This is a genomic window from Cupriavidus sp. Met-2 (assembly GCF_049843575.1).
Taxonomy (GTDB): Bacteria; Pseudomonadota; Gammaproteobacteria; order Burkholderiales; family Burkholderiaceae; genus Cupriavidus; species Cupriavidus metallidurans.
Window position 1 is genome coordinate 278643 of sequence record NZ_JBBHZL010000003.1, and the last position, 19508, is coordinate 298150.

The 19508-nt window shown below is 63.2% G+C and carries 11 protein-coding genes and 1 pseudogene; 10 read left to right on the forward strand and 2 right to left on the reverse strand.

The genetic code is table 11. The features are described 5' to 3' along the window. The first annotated feature begins 54 nt into the window (after nucleotides 1–54). From fisR to WD006_RS09695, 3 genes are all read left to right on the forward strand, one after another. Complete coding sequence (fisR, locus tag WD006_RS09685) at nucleotides 55–1380, forward strand: sigma 54-dependent transcription regulator FisR (protein WP_375198932.1); 1326 nt, start codon at nucleotides 55–57, stop codon at nucleotides 1378–1380. Nucleotides 1381–1603: 223 nt separating this feature from the next. Further along, nucleotides 1604–2449, forward strand: coding sequence for a sulfite exporter TauE/SafE family protein (locus WD006_RS09690; protein WP_029307029.1), 846 nt, complete (start codon nucleotides 1604–1606; stop codon nucleotides 2447–2449). A 48-nt stretch (nucleotides 2450–2497) separates the two neighbouring features. Next, on the forward strand, nucleotides 2498–3316 hold the full coding sequence (locus WD006_RS09695) for a c-type cytochrome (protein ID WP_029307030.1): 819 nt from the start codon (nucleotides 2498–2500) through the stop codon (nucleotides 3314–3316). Between the two features lie 39 nt (nucleotides 3317–3355). Here the strand turns inward: WD006_RS09695 and WD006_RS09700 are convergent, their stop codons facing one another. Further along, entirely contained in the window at nucleotides 3356–4267 is a 912-nt protein-coding gene (locus tag WD006_RS09700; protein WP_029307031.1) for a bestrophin family protein, read from the reverse strand. A gap of 286 nt (nucleotides 4268–4553) precedes the next feature. Between WD006_RS09700 and WD006_RS09705 the strand changes: the two genes are divergently transcribed. Then, the gene (locus tag WD006_RS09705; RefSeq protein ID WP_035832315.1) at nucleotides 4554–5303 is read left to right on the forward strand and encodes a hypothetical protein; all 750 of its coding nucleotides are present in this window, start codon (nucleotides 4554–4556) and stop codon (nucleotides 5301–5303) included. On the opposite strand, the gene WD006_RS09710 is transcribed toward WD006_RS09705, so the two are convergent. Next, on the reverse strand, nucleotides 5233–5826 hold the full coding sequence (locus WD006_RS09710) for a hypothetical protein (protein ID WP_029307033.1): 594 nt from the start codon (nucleotides 5824–5826) through the stop codon (nucleotides 5233–5235). The genes WD006_RS09705 and WD006_RS09710 overlap by 71 nt on opposite strands. A gap of 95 nt (nucleotides 5827–5921) precedes the next feature. Here WD006_RS09710 and WD006_RS09715 point away from each other — a divergent pair, with 95 nt between their 5' ends. From WD006_RS09715 to WD006_RS09740, 6 genes and pseudogenes are all read left to right on the forward strand, one after another. Next, a complete protein-coding gene (locus WD006_RS09715; RefSeq protein ID WP_011519747.1) occupies nucleotides 5922–6269 on the forward strand; it encodes a hypothetical protein in 348 nt (115 codons plus the stop codon). A 421-nt stretch (nucleotides 6270–6690) separates the two neighbouring features. Continuing rightward, nucleotides 6691–15708, forward strand: a complete 9018-nt coding sequence (locus WD006_RS09720) for a hemagglutinin repeat-containing protein (protein WP_035832318.1) — start codon at nucleotides 6691–6693, stop codon at nucleotides 15706–15708. A 630-nt stretch (nucleotides 15709–16338) separates the two neighbouring features. After that, a pseudogene (locus tag WD006_RS09725) lies at nucleotides 16339–16458 on the forward strand (IS5/IS1182 family transposase); the annotation flags it as partial. Nucleotides 16459–16763: 305 nt separating this feature from the next. After that, the gene (locus WD006_RS09730; RefSeq protein WP_011519743.1) at nucleotides 16764–16955 is read left to right on the forward strand and encodes a hypothetical protein; all 192 of its coding nucleotides are present in this window, start codon (nucleotides 16764–16766) and stop codon (nucleotides 16953–16955) included. A gap of 3 nt (nucleotides 16956–16958) precedes the next feature. Continuing rightward, nucleotides 16959–18725 carry a ShlB/FhaC/HecB family hemolysin secretion/activation protein gene (locus WD006_RS09735; RefSeq protein ID WP_029307035.1) on the forward strand — a complete coding sequence of 589 codons (1767 nt, stop codon included), beginning with the start codon at nucleotides 16959–16961 and terminating at the stop codon, nucleotides 18723–18725. A 58-nt stretch (nucleotides 18726–18783) separates the two neighbouring features. Further along, nucleotides 18784–19458, forward strand: a complete 675-nt coding sequence (locus WD006_RS09740; protein WP_035832321.1) for a CsgG/HfaB family protein — start codon at nucleotides 18784–18786, stop codon at nucleotides 19456–19458. Nucleotides 19459–19508: the final 50 nt, after the last annotated feature.

Here is a 19508-nt window from a genome sequence, read left to right on the forward strand (position 1 = left end):
GCAGAACTTGGCAGAATGGCGCCCTTGTTTTACCCGCCCCCGCCCCCCGCCCCTATGGATCGCCCCACCACACTCCAGGGACTGTTGTCCTACCTGGAACAGGAAAGCCAGCCGACGATCGTGCTGGATACCGACTACCGCATCCTCGCTGCCAATACGGCCTACCGCCGCCAGTTTGGCGCGGTGGAACGTCCCTATCTGGGCCAACCCTGCTATCGCGTCTCGCACGGCTATGACGTGCCGTGCGATCAGGCCGGCGAACACTGTCCGATGCGCAAGGCGTTCGAGACCCGTGGGCCGGATCGCGTCCTTCACATCCATCACACCCCGCGTGGCCCCGAGCATGTGAACGTGGAACTGCGCCCGATCCTCGACGACAACCACCAGGTGGTGGCTTACGTCGAGCGCCTGAACACCGTGCGAAGCGCATCGGCGCGGCCGAGTGCGGAAGGGCTGGTGGGACGATCGGAGGCCTTCAATCACGCGCTGGAGGCCGTGCAGCGCGTGGCGCCGTCGTCGTTACCGGTGCTGCTGCTCGGTGAATCGGGCACTGGCAAGGAGATGTTCGCGCGCGCCGTGCACGAGGCCAGCGACCGCGCCAGCGGGCCGTTCGTCGTGGTTGATTGCTCGGGCCTGACGGAGACCCTGTTCGAGAGTGAACTGTTCGGCTACGAGAAGGGCGCGTTCACCGGGGCGCAGGCGCGTAAGCCGGGGCTGGTCGAGACGGCCGAGGGCGGCACGCTATTCCTCGACGAAATGGGCGATGTGCCGCTGGCGATGCAGGTCAAGCTGCTGCGCCTGATCGAGTCGGGTACTTACCGGCGCGTGGGTGGCGTCGAGACGCTGCAGTCGAACTTCCGGCTGGTTGCCGCCACGCACAAGCCGCTTGAGCAGATGGTGGCGCAGGGGCTGTTTCGCCAGGATCTGTACTTCCGGATCGCGGCATTCCCGATTCACCTGCCATCGCTGCGAGACCGCCTGGACGATATCGCGCTGCTGGCCGAGTCGATTCTGGCGCGCGGCAATCGGATCAAGGACCCGCTGCGGCTGAGTCCCGAGGCGCTCGCGCGCATGCGCGCTCACCGCTGGCCGGGCAATATTCGCGAACTGCGCAACGTGCTGGAGCGCGCCCGTCTCTATGCCGACGACGGTGTGATCCGCGTGAAGGATCTGCCGCCGGGAATGGGCGACGCCCGTGTGTCTTCGGTCCGCTTCGTGCCGCCGTCCGCGTATCGCACGCAGGCGCCACGGCAGGATGACGACGAGGCGCTGCGTTTCCACGCAAGCCACTTCACGGGCACGCGCCGCGCGCTTGCCCAATCGCTCGGCATGAGCGAACGCACCCTCTATCGCCGGCTCAAGGCCCTGGGCATCGAATAGGTGTCGTTCGGGGTTCCCCCCACTGCCAATCGGCTGCCACGTGCTGCCATCATGGCAGCACTGCCGCGCGCTGGCAGCGCCGATGCCGCTTTCGCAGGCCGCGGATTCCGCGTCGAGCCCTTGTTCCATGGGGGTTCCCGGTCGCGCGCGTAGGTGGCACGGAATTTGTAATGATTGGCGCCTTACAAAAATTCTTACGCTCGCCCCCCCAGCGTTTGTCCTGATGGAATCGATCTATGCCGTGGGCGCCTCTCTGGGCGCCATCGTGGGCCTGATCCTGGCGCTGACCGGCGCTGGTGGCGCCATTCTTGCCGTGCCACTGCTGGTATTCTGCCTGCATCTACGCATGGCTGAAGCCGGCCCGATCGCGCTGCTGGCGGTTGGCGTGTCGGCTGCGGTCGGCGCGTTGATCGGGCTCCGCGCGGGTATCGTGCGCTATCGGGCAGCCGCCATGATGGCGGCAAGCGGCGTGCTGGCCTCGCCCGTCGGGCTATGGCTCGCGCACAGGGTGCCGAACGGCCCGCTGACCGTGTTGTTCGCGATCGTGCTGGGCTGGGTGGCCGTGCGCATGTTCAGGCAGAGCCGCGCGCCGCAACCAGTGGCCTCGGCGGCCTCAGTGGCTTCAACGGCCATGCTGCCGCAGGGACCACTACCACCCTGCCAACTCGATGACGCGACGGGTCGCTTCGTCTGGACGGCATCTTGCACACGCGCGCTGGCGGCGTCGGGTATCGGCGCGGGCTTTCTCTCCGGTCTGCTGGGCGTAGGTGGCGGTTTCGTGATCGTTCCCGCGCTGCGCCGTGCGACCAATGCGCCGGTCAAGACGATCGTGGCCACGTCGCTGGCCGTGATCACGCTGGTGTCCGCTTCGGGCGTGGTGTCCACGGCGCTGGCCGGCAATATGAACTGGCATGTCGCCGCGCCGTTCGCGGCCGGCGCGATGCTCGGGATGCTCGTCGGCAGGCTCTTCGCCAGCCGCCTGAGTGGTCAGCGGCTGCAGCAGGGCTTCGCTGTGGTCGCCGGACTGATCGCCATTGGCATGGTGGTCAAGGTCGTGCTTGCAGTCTGAGGGTAGGCAAGCCAACAAATCGTTCACATATAAACCGAGGAGAACAAAGTGAACCGGACAAAACTGGGTGTTCTGGCGTTTGTCGCCATGGCGGCATGCGCGCCGTTCGTATCGCATGCGGAGAAGACCGTGCCCCTGGTCGTTCCCGATGAGGCGTCGATTCCAACCGGGCCGGTCGGCGATGCTGTCCGCCGTGGCAAGCAGTTGCTCACCGATACCCACAAGCAACTGCCAAAGAACGTCGGCAACGGGCTGAACTGCACGAATTGCCACCTGAACGGCGGCACGACGGCCTATGCCTCGCCTTGGGTGGGGCTGTCGGGCGCGTTCCCCGAATACCGCTCGCGCAGCGGCAAACTGATCTCGCTGCAGGAGCGCGTCAACGACTGCTTCCAGCGTTCGATGAACGGCAAGCCGCTGGCGTTCGATTCCGTCGAGATGAACGCGATCATGGCCTATATGAAGTGGCTCTCCTCCGGCGTGCCGGTCGGCACCAACGTCACCGGGCGTGGCTTCGAGAAGATCGACACCGCGCTCGTGCCGAACCGCGAGCACGGCAAGGCCGTCTACGCGGCGCAGTGCGCGTCGTGCCACGGCGCCGACGGCCAGGGCATGAAGAACCCTCAGGGCGGCTACGTGTTCCCGCCGGTCTGGGGCAAGGACTCGTTCAATATCGGCGCGGGTATGGCGCGGATGTACACGGCTGCGGCCTTCGTCAAGCACAACATGCCGCTAGGCCAGGGTGGCACGCTGTCGGCGCAGGATGCGCTCGACGTGGCGGCATACTTCACGGCGCAGCCGCGCCCGGACTACGCCGCGCGAGCGAACGACTGGCCCAAGGGAGACAAGCCGAAGGACGCGCGCTGATGTGCTGCGAGGCGCGTTGATGCGAGGTGATTCCCCGGCCTAGGTCTGGATATAGCCATCGCTGACCGGCCGGGGGCTAAGCGGCTGCTCGCCCACCATCTCCAGCACGGTCGATTCGATCATGTAGGACATGGTGGCCAGCGCCAGGTCGTTGGGCTCTTCGCCGAAGGGCTCCTCGATCTCCGCGCTGAGCGCTTCCAGCGCGAAAAACGTATAGGCGATGAAGCAGACGATCACTGGCGTCATCAGGCCGATCGTGTCGAGCAGCCCGAACGGCAGCAGCACGCAGTAGAGATAGATGCAGCGGTGGATGATGACGGAGTAGGTGAACGGAATCGGCGTGCTGGCAAGGCGCTCGCATCCGCCCAGCGCGCTGCCCAGATGGCTCAGCGCGTTTTCCATCGGCAACGCCAGCGACGGCGACAGCTTTCCCAGGCGTAGCTGCTCGCCCAGCCATTCGCCGGCAATCAGCAAGGCGATGGCGGGTTTGAACCGGGCGTCGCGCATGCGCTGGCTGGTGGCGGTATCGACGAACGGCGCGATATCGGCCGCCGGATCCGTGCCGCGCAACTGGTGGCGCAGCGTGTGCACGAAGACGCAGAGCCGGTGGGCGAGTTGCCGGGCGGCATCGGGGTCCGACGTCAGCGTCAGCGCCTGCCGCACAAGCGACCGCGACTCGATCAGCACGCTGCCCCAGAGCGTCCGTCCTTCCCAGTAGCGCGCATAGCTGGTGCTGTTGCGAAAGCCCAGGAAGATGGCCAGCGTCAGCCCGATCAGCGAGAACGGGACGAAATTCAGCGATACCTTCCAGTCCCAGATCCGCCCGTGAAACCCGGTAATGAGCGCGGAGAACAGCGTAACGCCGAGCAGTTGCGGCGCGATTGCCGGCAGCACGGACCCGCGCAGGACGAACAGCATCCGGAACCAGTGCAGTTGAGGCCGTGTGATCATGGGTGTTCGTACGGGGGCTGGGTCAGGATCTTCTGTTTTCTTCGGGCGCCGGCATGGCCGAGAGAATACACCTTGATGACAGCCCACCTGTTGCAGGCGACCGACATTCTGAATGAAGTGCCAACTTCATAAGACGCCGTGCAGATCTGATTGTTATACTTTTTATAACGATTAAAACGGGTATGGCAGAGAGTCTGGGGGTCATGCAGTGGAAGGCTGTTCGAGTTGGGGCGGGTATCCCGCGTTCATAAGCACAATCCCGGCGGCGCAATCGGATCGGGCGGGTGTGTCCGCCGGCGATCGCAAACTGGGTCTGGACGCTTTTCTGGCTTCATATGCCGGAATGCAGGGCAATCCTGAATCGCCGGTCTGGCTGTGCGAGGCAACCTCGCGCCTGGCGGGCTCGCCAATCGCCGCGTCGCCAGAGCCGTTGCAGATGCCCGTCGTCTGGAATGCGGATTTTCGTCAGCGCAATCAGGACGAGATGCCGAAATGGCAGAGTCATCAGAAAATCGCGCGGATTCTGGCCGCGGTGCACACGCCTGCTACTGGTCCTGGTGTGCCGGACTGGAAGGAGTATTTCCAGGAGCGGCTGTACGGGCCGGTGGGTAACGAATTCTGGCTGAGTCTCTACCCGGCATTCGCCCGGACCGAGGATTCGGCATCCGGGCGCACGCCGCACGACACGTTCGGCGTGCCACGCACGCTTCCGCGCTATGCGGCGCTATGTCGGGAACGCGGACGATTCGAGTTCGTCACGAGGCTCGCGCGGCACATGGCGCCGAAGATCATCGTTTGCTTTGGCCATCAGCATGCCGAGGACTATCGAAGTGCGTTCGGTTTCGCTGGCGTTGTGGGAGAGGAAGTGATCCTGCAGCCGGCCGATCTGCCCAAGCGGCTGCGCGTATTTACGAAGGATGGGACGAAACTGGTGATCGTGCCGCTGCTCGGCGGCACGGACGGTATCAATTCCGATGTCCTGCAGATTGCTCTGGGAAGGTATATCGGGCGTCTGCTCTCGGCCGGCGCGGCATGAGCGCGAGCAAGCCCTTGATCGTGTAGATCACGATCAGCGTGCCAGACAGGTCACCGATAAACATGACGAAGAAGCTCTGCACGACGTGGTCCGCCCCGTCGTGCAGATAGAACCAGATGTGATGCAGCAGCGGGCTGGCCACCGAGTACGCCACGATGCAGGCCAGCAGGCGTTTCGGCGTCAGGTTGGCCAGTGACGCCCGCAGTCCAAACCAGTGCTGCGCCGACTTGTACACGAGATAGGGCGCGACAGTCGCCAGGATGCCGCCCATGAACGCGCGGCTGAAGTCATCCGGAAACAGGTACAGAAAGCAGACGAGCCAGGAAACGATCAGCAGGCCCACCGCGCCGGCCCCGCCGAACAGCAGTGTCGCGACCAGCCGCACGCCCGCAGGCAGGTAGATCCAGTTGATGCCGGGAATCAGTTCCAGTTGCGGGAACAACCAGTCGTTGGCCGCCAGCGTCAGCGCAAACATGACGATCGTCGCCAGGACCATGGCGAACTGCAGACGGAGGTGGGGCATTGACGTAGAATCCGGCCGGTACCAAATTGGGGACCGGCGGATGATAGCGCATCCGCCCTCCGTCAGTGTTCCGCGCCCCGGCCGAGGTTGTTCGTATGACCAGACCCGCTGATATTTACCTGCGCTTCCTGCAACTTGCCAACGCCGTGCGTGGTCTGCCCACGCTCCCGGCGCTGGACCCGCTGGAGCAGCGCATTCTGGAGTTCGTGGCACGCGCCGGCCAGGCTGGCCAGTCGTTGTGCGTGCGCGACATGATCGGCCATGCCGAATTCGGCTCGCCCGCGACGCTGCACGCGCGGCTGAAGTCGATGCGCGAGAAGGGCTGGATCGAACTCGCGGACACCGAAGACGCGCGTCGCAAGCAGGTCGAACTGACACAAGCGGCGCTGCGTCACTTCGATAAATTGTCTGAATGCTTGGTCAAGGCAACAAAGAATCGTTGAACATTGATTTAAGAAAATTCTTGCGCCGTGCATCGAGCGTGCATGGCGTTGCAGGTCCCTCCGCCAGTCCCTTCCTTTCGCCTGCTTTCCTCGTAGTATTTCTATTTCCCTGAAGCATTACGGCATCAATGCGCACCGATGATTTACGCGCTTTCAATTTTTTACGATTAAAGAATCGTCGCGCACGAGCCACGCTCTGCGTTCTGGTTGACCCATCCCCTGACTGCAAATTGCGCAAGAGCAAGTATCTGTCGAATTTAACCTTCGGCGGATAGACGCTGCTCATATGCTGGCCTTCAAACCGCGCAGGTCTGGCCGTGCTTGACTGGCATGCCTGTCGGCTACATGCCTCCGCAAAGCACGGAGCCTAGTCCGGGGATCAAACGTCCCCGTTTGTCGTTTTGTTGGGAATCTCCGGGTTATGAATACCAATCTGCACCGCCTCGTGTTCAACGCGGCGCGTGGAATGCTGGTGGCCGTGCAGGAAAGTGCGGCCAATCGAGGCAAGGGCCGTCACACCGGCAGTGGAATGCCGGCGGCGCGCGCCGCCACCGTGCATTTTGCATTGCCGGCGATCACGCTGGGCGTGTGGATGGCAATCGGGGTGCCGGTAAAGGCCGTGGCGCAGATCGTGGCCGATCCGAATGCGGGCGCCCATCGTCCGACGGTCGGACAGACCGCCAATGGCCTGCCGCAAGTCGATATCACGCGTCCTTCCGCAGCAGGGGTCTCTCTTAATCAATATTCGCAATTCGACGTCAACAAGCCCGGCGTCATTCTCAACAATTCGCCAGCTATCATCGCGACACAACAAGCCGGCTATATCAACGGCAATGCGAATCTGCTGCCAGGTCAGGGTGCACGCATTATCGTGAACCAGGTGACCGGCACGATGCCAAGTCACTTGCAGGGTTATGTCGAGGTTGCCGGCGCCAGATCGGAAGTCGTGATCGCCAATCCCAATGGCTTGATGGTCAATGGCCTCGGTTTCATCAATACCAGCCGCGCGACGTTGACGACGGGCACGCCGGTATTCGGGGGCAGTGGCAGTCTCGACGCATTCCGGGTGACGGGCGGCCAGATCCTGGTGCAGGGCGCGGGCATGAACGCCGCCAATGTCGATCAGGTGGATCTGATCGCACGTGCCGTGCAGGCGAATGCCTCGCTGTATGCCAACCGGCTCAATGTGATCGCCGGTGCGAATCAGGTGGACCACGACACGCTGGGTATCACGCCGATTGCTGGCGCAGGCCCCGCACCAGCGCAGGGTATCGACGTGGCGCAACTGGGTGGGATGTACGCCAACAAGATCCTGCTCGCCTCGACGGAGCAGGGCGTAGGCGTGTCCCTGCGTGGCATCGCCGCCGCGCAGGCGGGCGATCTGACTTTGACTACGCAAGGCAAACTGGTGCTGGCCGGTCAGACCAATGCAAGTGGCAACCTCACCGCCCACGCGCGCGATGGTATCGACAATTACGGTACCACCTACGCCACGCAAGCCGTCTCGCTCGATACCGATGGTGTGTTGAGTAACACCGGCACACTCGCCGCGCAGCAGCGGCTCGATGCCAGGGGCGGCACTGTGGACTCGACGGGCACGCTGGCGGCAGGCGTGAATCAGGATGGTACGGTGGCCGCGCCGGCGGACCTGGTGGTGTCGGCCACCCACGCGTTGACCGCCACGGGGCGCAATCAGGCCAGCGGCAATGCCACGCTTCGAGCGGGGAACGTGACTTTGGCCGGCAGTCAGACTTCTGCGGGCGGCAACCTGGATCTGACGGCCTCGGCGGGCGATCTCGACCTGACGGGCGCTACGAATACGGCGGGCGCTGGATTGACGGCCAATGCGTCGGGCGCCGTCGTGAACGACCGTGGTCAGATGTCGAGTCGGGGTGCGACCACCCTGACGGCGGGCAGCGTATCGAATGCAGGCGGCCAGCTCGTTTCGCAGGGGGCGATGACGCTTCAGTCGGCGGGGGTGATCAACAATGGCCAGGGCACGGTGCAGGCAGGTGGGGCACTCAACGCCTCGGCGGCATCGCTCGACAATACGGGCGGGCGTATCGCATCGCTGAACGCTGATGGCCTGTCGGTTGGCGTCACCGGGACGCTGACCAACGTGCCAGGCACGACCGCCACCGGCGCGCAGGGTGGAGTGATCGGCGGGAATGGCAACGTGCGCGTCGTTGCCGGCGACCTCGTCAATCATGGCCAGATCAGCGCGCAAGGGGATGCATCGCTTCAGGCTGCCGCGCTCGACAACAGCAGTGGCAGCCTCACGGCGGGCGGCGCGCTCGACGCAACCATCGCAGGCAGCCTGAACAACCGACAGGGCACGATCTCCGGGGCGAGTACCAGCCTTGCCGCCCAGTCGCTGGACAATAGCGCGGGCCTGATTGAAGGCAACCAGCTCGCGATGCGGACGAGCGCAGACCTGCTCAACCTTGGCGGCAAGATCCATCAGTTCGGGCAGACCGATACGACCATCGCCGCGGGTGGCACGCTGGACAACACGGGCGGCTCGATCGCGGCCAATGGCCAGAGCCTGACCGTTCAGGGCGGGACGCTCGTCAATGACAGCGGCAAGATCTCGCACGCTGGCGCGGGCCTTCTGACCGTGCAGGCCGATGGCGCACTTCGCAATGCCCAGGCCGCGATCCAGACCAACGGCGACTTGCGCATGCAGGCGGCGTCGCTGGATAACACGCAAGGCATTCTCTCGGCACAACGTGCCACGACACTTGCGAGCGCGGGCGATCTCGTCAATCGCCAGGGCAGCATCTATGGCCAGACAGGCTTGACGCTGACCAGCGGCGGCAATCTGGACAACACCACCGGCTCGGCGCAAACCGCTGGCGATCTGTCGGTCACCGCCACCGGGGCGCTGACCAATACGGGCGGCACGGTGGCGGCCAACGGCGCCCACGGGCACGCCACGATAGCGGCGGCCAGCGTGGACAACACGCGCGGCAAGATGGTCAACGCGGGTGATGGCGCGACGGCCATCACGGCCACGACATCGCTGATCAACACGGCGGGCAAGCTTGGCGGCAACGGTGACGTGAGCTTGCGCGCGGCGACATTCGCGAACAATGCCGATGGGGCCGGCGATGGCGCCGGAGCAGCAACAGCGGCAGGCGGCGCGCTCGATCTGAAGGTGTCGGGTCAGGTCGACAATCGCGGCGGCAGCTTGTCCGGCAGCAAGGGCCTGACGCTCGATCAGGCTGGCGTGACACTGAACAACGACGGCGGGCAGGTGCTCGGCGGTACGGACGTCAGGCTCGGCACGGCGTCGATGACCAATGCCGGTGGCGCGGTCAATGCCAACCAGGACATCGCCGTGACCGGCGCCCTCTCTGGTAGCGGCACGGTGCAGGCCGGGCGCGATCTGTCGGTCGAGGTGACCGGCGACTACACCAATGATGCCGCGAACAACCTGCGTGCCGATGGCGATATGCGTGTATCGGCCACTGGCACGCTTACCAACACCGGCACGCTGGCGGCCGCCGGCGGGCTGACGGTCAAGGGCGCCGACATCGTCAACGCCGCCGGCGCGGGCATGAACAGCGCGACCACGCAGGTGAATGCCGCCGATACGCTCACTAACGCCGGCCGCATCGAGGGCAACTCGGTCAGCACCAACGCCACGACGACGACCAACACCGGCACCATCATCGGCAACACCGTGACGATGCAAGGCCAGGACATCGTGAACGAAGGCGCATCGGCGCTGATGGCGGCCGTCAAGCAGCTCAATGTCTACGCGACCGGCTCGGTGCGCAATCTCGATGGCGCGAACCTGTACAGCGCGGGCAACCTGCGGATCGCGCGGGACGGCACGCGCGATCCGGTCTCGGGAATGCTGGTCAACCAGGTGGACACGCTGATCAACAGCTCGGCGACGATCCAGGCCGAGGGCGACATCGACATCGCGGCCAATCAGGTGGTGAACAAGCGCACGCGCATCGTGACGGAGGCGGGGACGCCCGTGGTCACGGCCAGCAAGACGCTGACGACGTGGTTCGCCGGGCTAACCGGGATCGATCAGATGATTCACATCAGTCTGACTTTCCCAGACTGGTCGTGGTCGAATTCGATGGCACCGGTCTTCACGAACCAGATCAACGCCCTGCGCGCACCCCTCACGGTCACGGTGGAAAAATCGACCGTGACGAACCTGAATACGGCCAATCAAACGCTGTCGTTTACAACCCCGCCTACCGAGGCGATCATCGGTCAGACCGAATGCACCCCGGGCCCTTGTACCCGTGCGCTGACCGGCAACCCAACGCAGTACTACCAATCGCTCACCGACAACGGCACGAGCTACAGCATCACCTTCTGGCCGGACTGGGACCCGAGCATCAATATTCGGCCGGATCAGGTGCGTCAGGCGAACTTCGGGCACGACTACAACGAGATCTCGCGCACGAGCACCACCACGACCGCCACGGACCGGCTCGTGAGTGCCACGCCCGCCGCCCTGATGCAGTCGGGCGGCACGATGCGCATCAATAGCAACGGCGGTGACATCCTGAACCAGTCGTCCACCATAGCGGCTGGCGGTGACCTGACACGCAGCGCAGTGGGTGGCACCATTCTGGACACGGGCACGGTGCTGCAGCAGACCGTGGCCACGCAGGATACCTCGACCTTCTACTGGCACCAGTCCAATGGTCCGAATAGTGATACGCAGGTTGTGGCCTATCCGACTACGCCGGCCGCTTCGACCACAATCGAGGTGCTGCCGGCCATTACTTCGGCAAACAAAGCCGTACAGACCACTGCGCAAACCATCGATGTTGCAACCGTCGATCCGCTGGGGCAGACCGTCACAGGCAGCAGCCTAACGGGTGGCATAAAGGGCGGCGGCGCAACGGGGACGCAGGCCGGTGGCGCGTCGGGTAGCCGGGGCAAGCCGACGCAGACCCTTGGCACCGCGCAGGGCGGTATCCCGAACCTCACGCTGCCAACCAACGGCCTTTACCGATACCAGCCCGCGCCAGGATCTACCTACCTGATTGCGACTGATCCGCGCTTCACGCAGTACGCCAGGTTCATCTCCAGCGACTACATGCTCGGTCAACTCGGGCTGGATCCGCTGATGACGCAAAAGCGTCTCGGTGATGGCCTCTATGAAGAGAAGCTGATCCGGAACCAGGTCACGCAACTGACGGGCCGTACGTATCTGGCCGGCTTCAGCAATAACCTCGACGAGTACCAGAGGCTGATGGACAACGGCGTTCAGTACGCCAGATCCTTCAGTCTGACGCCCGGCATCGGCCTGTCTGACGCGCAAATGGCGCAGCTTACGACCGACATGGTGTGGCTGGTCAGCCAGGATGTGACGCTGCCCGATGGCACGCGCCAGACGGTGCTGGTGCCCAAGGTCTATCTCGCGCAGGCAAGCACGGTGAACCTGCAGGACACCGGCGCGCTGGTCAGCGGCAACACGGTGAGCATGAACGCCACTGGCGACCTGTCCAACAGCGGCAGGATCGTGGGCGATCTGGCGACACAGGTGATTGGCGCGAACATCGTCAATCGGGGCGTGGTGGGCGGCACGGGTACAACGGTCGTCGTTGCGCAGCAGGATGTGCGCAACCTTGGCGGACGGATCACCGGCACCGACACGCTCGTATCGGCTGGCCGAGACGTGATCAACGCCTCGCAAACGATCACCAACACCAACACGTTGGCCAATGGCAACAGCGCAAGCGCTACTGCCGTCGGCTCCGTGGCTTCCATCGGCGGCACGAGCAACGTGGCGGTTCTGGCAGGGCGAGATATCAACATGGCCGGCGGCGACGTCAATGCGGGAAGCACTGCGTCGCTTGTGGCTGGCCGTGACCTGAACCTCCGTACTGTGGCTACGGGTACAACTCAGGATGCCACCGCGAATGGCGCACAGGACTGGCTGCGCAACCAGTCCACAACCGGCGTCGGTAGCTCGGTGCAAGCCGGCAGCAATGTGGCCGCCGTCGCTGGCCGCGACGCCACGCTATCCGGTTCACTCATCGACGCCGGCGGCAATGCCACGCTGCTGGCGGGCCGCGATGTTGCCGTGACCGCGGCCATGGACACGCAGACCCATGACTCCGGCGCCTTCAGCAACAAGCAGTCGCAATTCACGCAATCGTCGTACGACGAGACAGCGCGAGGCAGTGCCGTCCAGGCCGGCAACAATGCGACGCTCGGGGCCGGGCAGTCGGCGACGGTGAATCAGGTGCTGCAGGCCAACGGCATCTCTCCCGCTGCCGACGCGATGGGTGGCACAGGCAACCTGACCGTGCTCGGCTCATCGGTCAGCACGGGCGCAGCCAATGGCGGCGGCGGGACTGCGGGCCTGATCGCCACGGGAGACGTCAACATCGGTACGGTCAACGAGACGCACGCGTCCGACAGCTGGTCGCAATCGCGCTCGTCGGGCTTTCTCTCGAAATCGGAGACCACGCGCGAGTCGAGTTCGCGCGAAAGTATCGCGGTGGGCTCGGTGGTCTCAGCCGAGACCGTGACGGGCAGCGCGGGGCGAGACCTGACAGTCAGTGGCTCTACCATGGCTGCCACGAAAGACCTGACCCTTGACGCCGGTCGCGATCTCACGATTACGACGGTGGAAAGCACGAGTTCGAGCCACAGCTTCGAGCGCACGACATCCACGGGCTTCGGCGCTGCCGGCGCAGGCATCTCCTACGGCAAGCGCGAAACCAAGGACACCGTCAACGACAACGCCGTGACGCACACCGGCAGCCTGGTCGGCAGCACAGAAGGCAATGTCAGCCTGCAGGCCGGCAATACGCTGCGCGTGACGGGTAGTCAGGTGATCGCCGCGAAGGATCTGAGCGGGGTGGGTGCCGATGTCGTGATCGAAGCGGCCAGGGGCATGGCACACCACGACGAAACCCACGAAGTGAAGCAGACCGGCTTCACGCTGGGCGTGGGCGGCGGCGCGATCGGTTCGGCCATTAACGCGGGGCAGAAGGCGGGGGCCGCGACGAAGAGCCAGGACGGCCGCGCGTCGGCGCTCTGGGGGATCGCGGCAGGGCGGGATGCCTACGACGCGGCGATGGGTGCAGGGGATGCCGTCAAGAGCCTGGCCGATGGGAAGGGTCCGGCGGGCACGGCGCTCACGCTGTCGTTCGGCACCAGCCAGAGCAAGCAGACGCTGACGCAGGACAGCACCACGCACACAGGATCGAACATACAGGCAGGCGGCACGGCCACGTTCATCGCCACGGGCGTGGATGCTGCGGGGAACAAGACCGCTGGCAATCTGGACATCATTGGCTCGGACATCGCGGCCAACAAGGTCGGGCTCGACGCCAAGGGCGATGTGAACATCGTGTCGGCCACTGACACGTACGAGAGCCGCAGCACGAACAAGTCGAGCAGCGGGAGCATCGGGGTGTCGGTCAGCGCGGCGGGCTTCGGGGTCTCGGCATCGGCCTCGACCAGCAAGGGCCATGCCGATGGCACGGGCACGACGCAGGTCAACAGCCACGTGAGCGGCAGCGAGTCCGTGTCGATCGTATCGGGCAAGGACACCAACCTTCTGGGTGGTGTCGTTAGCGGCGGCAAGGTATCAGCCGATGTCGGCGGCAACCTGAACCTCGCGAGCCGTCAGTACACCGAGGACAGCGAGGCCCGTCAGCAGAGCGTGGGTGGCGGTATCGGGTGGAGCCAGGGCGCTGGGCTCTCGGGATCGTTCACCGCGTCGATGGGCAAGGGCGACGGCAAGTACGCCAACGTGAACGAGCAAACGGGGATCCGGGCGGGCGAAGGCGGCTTCGATCTCGATGTGAAGGGCAACACGGACTTGAAGGGGGCGTTGATCGCGAGCACGGCCAGCCCGGACAAGAACCGGCTGTCCACGGGCACGCTGTCCTGGAGCGACATGGAGAACCAGTCGGACTACAGCGCCACGTCGTTAGGGGTGAGTGGTGGCTTCACCTTCGGGCCGAAGGTGGAGGACAAGAACTCGGGTCCGACGTCAGGCAGGAGCACCGGTGGCGTGAGCCCGATGATTCCGCAGCACGAGAGCGGCAGCCAGCGAGGCGTGGCGCAATCGGGTGTCGCGGCGGGCACGATCGTCATTAACGATGAGGCGAACCAGAAGCAGGACGTGGCGACGCTGAACCGGGAGACGTCGAACACGAACACGACGGTGGGTAAGAACCCGGATCTGGCCAACGTGCTGGGCAAGCAGGCCGACATGATGGCGGCGGCGCAGGCGGCTGGGGAGGCGGTGGCGAAGACGGTAGGGGATATTGCGGGGAGCAAGGAGCGGGCCGCGCTCGCGAAGGCCAAGGAAGCCAGTGACGCGGGCAATCAGGCGTTGGCGCAGCAGTATCGGGATGAGGCGGCGCAATGGGAGGAGGGCGGAGCGAATCGCGCGGCACTCCATGCCGCGGGCGGCGCGCTGATCGTGGGGCTGGGCGGCGGCAATGCGGTCGCGGGTGCGGCAGGTGCGGGCGCGGCTTCGCTGGCGGGCAAGACGCTGAACGAACTGAGCCAGACGATCGCCAGCAGCGTGGGAAGCGGCAATGCCGATTTGAACGAGGCGATTGGCAATCTGGTGTCGAACGTCGCAGCGGGCGGGATTGGGTTGGCGGTGGGAGGCGGATCGGGGGCTGCGACAGCGGCGAATGTGGATCGGTTTAATCGGCAGTTGCATCCGGATGAGAAGGCCAAGATACAGGCGCAAGCGAATGGGGACAAAGTCGCAGAAGAACGATTGACCAAGGCGGCATGTTACGAAGTGAAATGCTGGGCTGAATATCCCGTCAGCAGCGATGCCTACAACAAGAACTACGTGAGCGCGGTTGAAGCATCGCAGCTTGGGCCCGAGCTGGATTGGGTGCGTCAGCAACAACAAGCGAACCTGTTTGCCTATACTCCCACGCAGAAGGCGGGGGATGCCATTCAAAGCGATCCCTTGGGCGTAGCGAAGAATGCGGCCAAAATTGTAATCGGCGGCGTAACGGCCAAAACGGGAGCCACCATATGTGGCACTACCGGAATTGGATGTGTACTTGGCGGCGGTGGGATGGTTGCATTTGGGCTCAGTGATGCCGGAGAGGGGATCGGTGGTCTTTACAACCGATTCAATGGGATGAACTCTCCAGGAACTAACATCCTTAGATATGGTTTTGATCAATTGAGCCCGACATGGGGAACGACGGCCTATGATGGCCTTAACCTGTTCTTCAGTGTTGGGGCGATGCGGGCGCAGGTCCCTTTGAAGATGGGGGTTGCAGATGGGCTTGGACGCCCGAGTTCCATGTTTGATGTTACGGTTCCAAGGTTTAATAATCCAACGCTAGTTCCTGTCATTAACAAGGCATTACCAAATGGAACCTCGCAGACAATTCTGCTATTTGGTGCTGGTGCCAAGGGTGCTACGTTAGTCAATGATGCAACTAAGGCAGGAACGCAATGAATTGGCGGAAGATGATCGCAAATGAGCGAAATATTATCCTGGTGGGCAGTATCGCCATTGCCTCTAGTGGGTTGTATGCATTCTTGCTGGCTGGTTGTGTACGACTACTGCTTGGTATAGAAGAGCGTTCATGCTTTCTCTGGGTTGGTCTGCCGGCGTTTGTTGTTCTGCTGGTCGTCCATGTTCTTCTACTCCCAAAGTATCTGCGTAAGGCCGGATTATTAGACTAGGAAATTACCCAGCTGCGAGCCGGGTTATTCGTCTATAAGACATCTATTGCTCATGCCTACGGCGGGCCCGCTGCCATTGAAATTGGGCTGGTAGCATCAGGGCTGTTTTCCGGCGCTATACCATATTTACATACTCAATCCCAGGCACTGAGGAAAGAGATAGGAGGGAGCTAGATATGGCAGCTTTTCCAGGGCCAACCTCTGAGCAGTATAAGAAGATGTCAAAGACAGCAAAGATCACTTACTGGTTGGTAATTTTATTGGTATTTACTTCGATAGCCTATGTGTGGCTATTCAAGTAGCGCTGAAATCGATGAGGCATGGGAATCAGGCTAGGCATAGCCAGTGGAAGAGTGCATTTTGACACCGGTAGGAACAGGGGGTGGAATAGGCTCTTGCCAAGACGCTTACGGGACACAGTCTGTGGACACGCGCAATCGGGTCGCAGGCCACCGAAGTAGCCATCCGTGCGGAAGTGCTTAACCGCATGGTCGCGCTCGCTCGCGCACCCGCAATCCGCTCGTATCGCCTGAGTTCAGCCTCACCGAGGAGCCCCTGTTTTCAATCTCGATTTATGCAACAACGCCTCACGGAGGCGACGTGCATGCAGTAGCTTTCATAGTCGGAAAACGCTGGTGGACTGCTTGTATTGTAAAAATTACCGGGAGCAAGACTAATGCCCCTGCCGTGAAAAAAGCTTCCCGGCCACTGATCTTCATTTCGGCCAGATTTCAGAGCCAGTAGTCATCAATTACTCCAACCAAAACGGCACCAGACCGACAAACGCCCCCCCCAAACCAACTCTCCGATGAGGGGCATAACTGCATGAAGAAGACGCTCGCATTTTCCCTGCCCGCAATGGCTGCCGCCATTGCGGCCTGTGGCGGCGGTACCGACAGTGGCACGACCACCGGCGCCACTGGTGTCGCAAGCAATCTCATGGCACTACTTGACGCATCGTGTATCGCCGCCATGCCTACGGGCGGCACGATGACTGGCGTCGAATTGAAGCATTAACCCATGAGAATCAAGTCGATGGCGATGACTCGCCCACTTCATGCGAGCCTGCTGCTGCTCGGCCTGTCCACGTGCGCGGAGGCGCAGCCGACTGGCCCGGGCCGGAGCCCGGCCACCACCGCCGCCGATCAACAACAACTCACCCGCCAGCAACAGGAAGCCCGCGAGCGCGCCCAGGCCATCGAGGCTCCCGGCGTGCGCGCGCAGGAGATCACGCCGCTCGTCTATCCGACGCTGCCGACCGAGACGCCATGTTTCCGCATCGACCGCTTCGTGCTCGAAGTCCCGGCCGATCTGCCCGATAGCGTCCAGGTACACGGTGCTTCTACGCTGCCGATGGACCCGTTTGCTTTTGCCCGAGCATGGCTCGATCACTATCAGGGTGCGTGTGTCGGCAGGCAGGGCCTGGATATGCTGACCATGGGTGTGTCTCAGGCCATTCTGAGTCGGGGCTATGTCACCACGCGCGTGTTACTGCCGCAGCAGGACCTCAGCACCGGGACCTTGCGATTGGCGCTGATCCCCGGCGTGATCGGCGAGTTGCGTTTTGCGGAACCGGATACGCGTGGCACATGGAAGTCCGCGTTTCCGGCACGTTCGGGCGATCTCCTGAATCTGCGCGACCTGGAGCAGGGGCTGGAGCAAATGAAGCGTGTGGCCAGTCAGGATGCCGAGATGCAGATCGTGCCGACTGCCGTGCCGGGCGTGAGCGATGTGGTCATCGCGGTCAAGCGGGCGAAGGCGTGGACCGTGGTGGCGTCGATTGACAACTCGGGCACGGAGGCAACGGGAAAATGGCTCGGCAATCTGAGTCTGGGCATCGATAACCCACTGGGTCTCAACGATCTGTTCAACGTCGGCTATATGCAGGACGTTGAGCTTGGCAACCGGAAGCACGGCACGCACGGCTGGAACGGCTTCTACTCGGTGCCGTGGGGTTACTGGACGGGCACGCTGTCCGCGTACTCGAACACGTACTACCAGCAGATTGCGGGCGTCAACCAGACCTTTGTCTCGAGCGGGAATTCGCAGACGGTGGACATGAAGCTGCAGCGCGTGATTCGCCGCAGCCAGAGCGACGTACTGGGTCTGCAGTTCCGGCTCTCGCGCCGCTTTGGCGAGAGCTTCATCGAGGATACGGCAATCCCCCAGCAGCGGCGCAACAACACGTTTGTGGAGGCCGGCTTCACCGATCGCCATTACTTCGGCTCGGCGCAGTTCGATGGCAGCCTCGTGTATCGCCAGGGCATCGGCGGATTCGGCTCGCAGGCCGACACGCTGGCTGTGAACGGCGGGCCGACATGGCGCTACAGCATGGTCGTGGCCGATGCCAATCTGTCGGCGCCCTTCCGGCTCGGCGACCAGATGTTGCGTTACGTGACGACCTTCCGTGGCCAGTACACCGGCGATCGCCTGTATGCGCTGGACATGATGACCATCGGCAGCCGCTATACGGTGCGCGGCTTCGACGGTGAGATGCTGTTGGCCGGCGATAGTGGCTTCTACTGGCGCAACGAACTGCAGGCACCCGTCGCCAACACCGGGCAGGCGCTGTATGCGGGGCTGGACTACGGACGTGTGTTCGGGCCGTCGACGGTCGGGCTGGTTGGTACGCAACTGATCGGCGCGGTGCTGGGCCTGCGCGGTGGCTTTGGTTCGAAGTTCGGGCGGCTGTCCTATGACTTCTTTGTCGGCCTGCCCGTGTACAAGCCCGCCGCCTTTCATACGTCTGGCGTCACCGGCGGGATGCAGGTGGCGTACCAGTACTGAGTTTTCATACCGGCGGCTGTCGCCGCTTTCATCAACGTAGTCAAACAGGAGAAATTACGTGATTCGATTCAAGACCTATGCTGCGGTGGGCTTCGTGGCGGCGCTGGGGTTGGCAGGATGCGCGACCGAGACGTCCACGGCGGTGGCCGTGCAGAAGGTGGAAAGCGCCAGCCGCCCCTACAACGGCGTGCGCACGCCGATCGCCGTGGGCAAGTTCGATAACCGCTCGAACTATATGCGCGGTGTGTTCTCGGACGGCATCGATCGGCTGAGCGGCCAGGCGAAGACCAGTCTGGTGACCCACCTCCAGCAGACCAATCGATTCAATGTGCTGGAGCGCGAGAACCTGGACGAGATGAAGCGCGAGGCGACGATCAAGAATCAGGCGCAGAAGCTCAAGGGCGCCGACTATGTCGTGACCGGCGACATCACCGAGTTTGGCCGCAAGGAAGTCGGCGACGTGCAGCTGTTCGGCATTCTGGGCCGCGGCAAGGAGCAGGTGGCCTATGCCAAGGTCAATCTGAACATCGTGAACATCAGTACCTCCGAGGTCGTGTACTCGACACAGGGCGCGGGCGAGTACAAGTTGTCGAACCGGGAGGTGATCGGCTTTGGCGGCACGGCGAGCTATGACTCCACGCTCAATGGCAAGGTGATGGATCTGGCCATGCGCGAGGCGGTGAACAACCTGGTGGGCGCCATCGAATCCGGCGTGTGGAAGCCGCAGCAGTAATCGCTCTTCTTAGTAATCGCTGTTCTTTGTACGACGGGAAGAAAGAATGA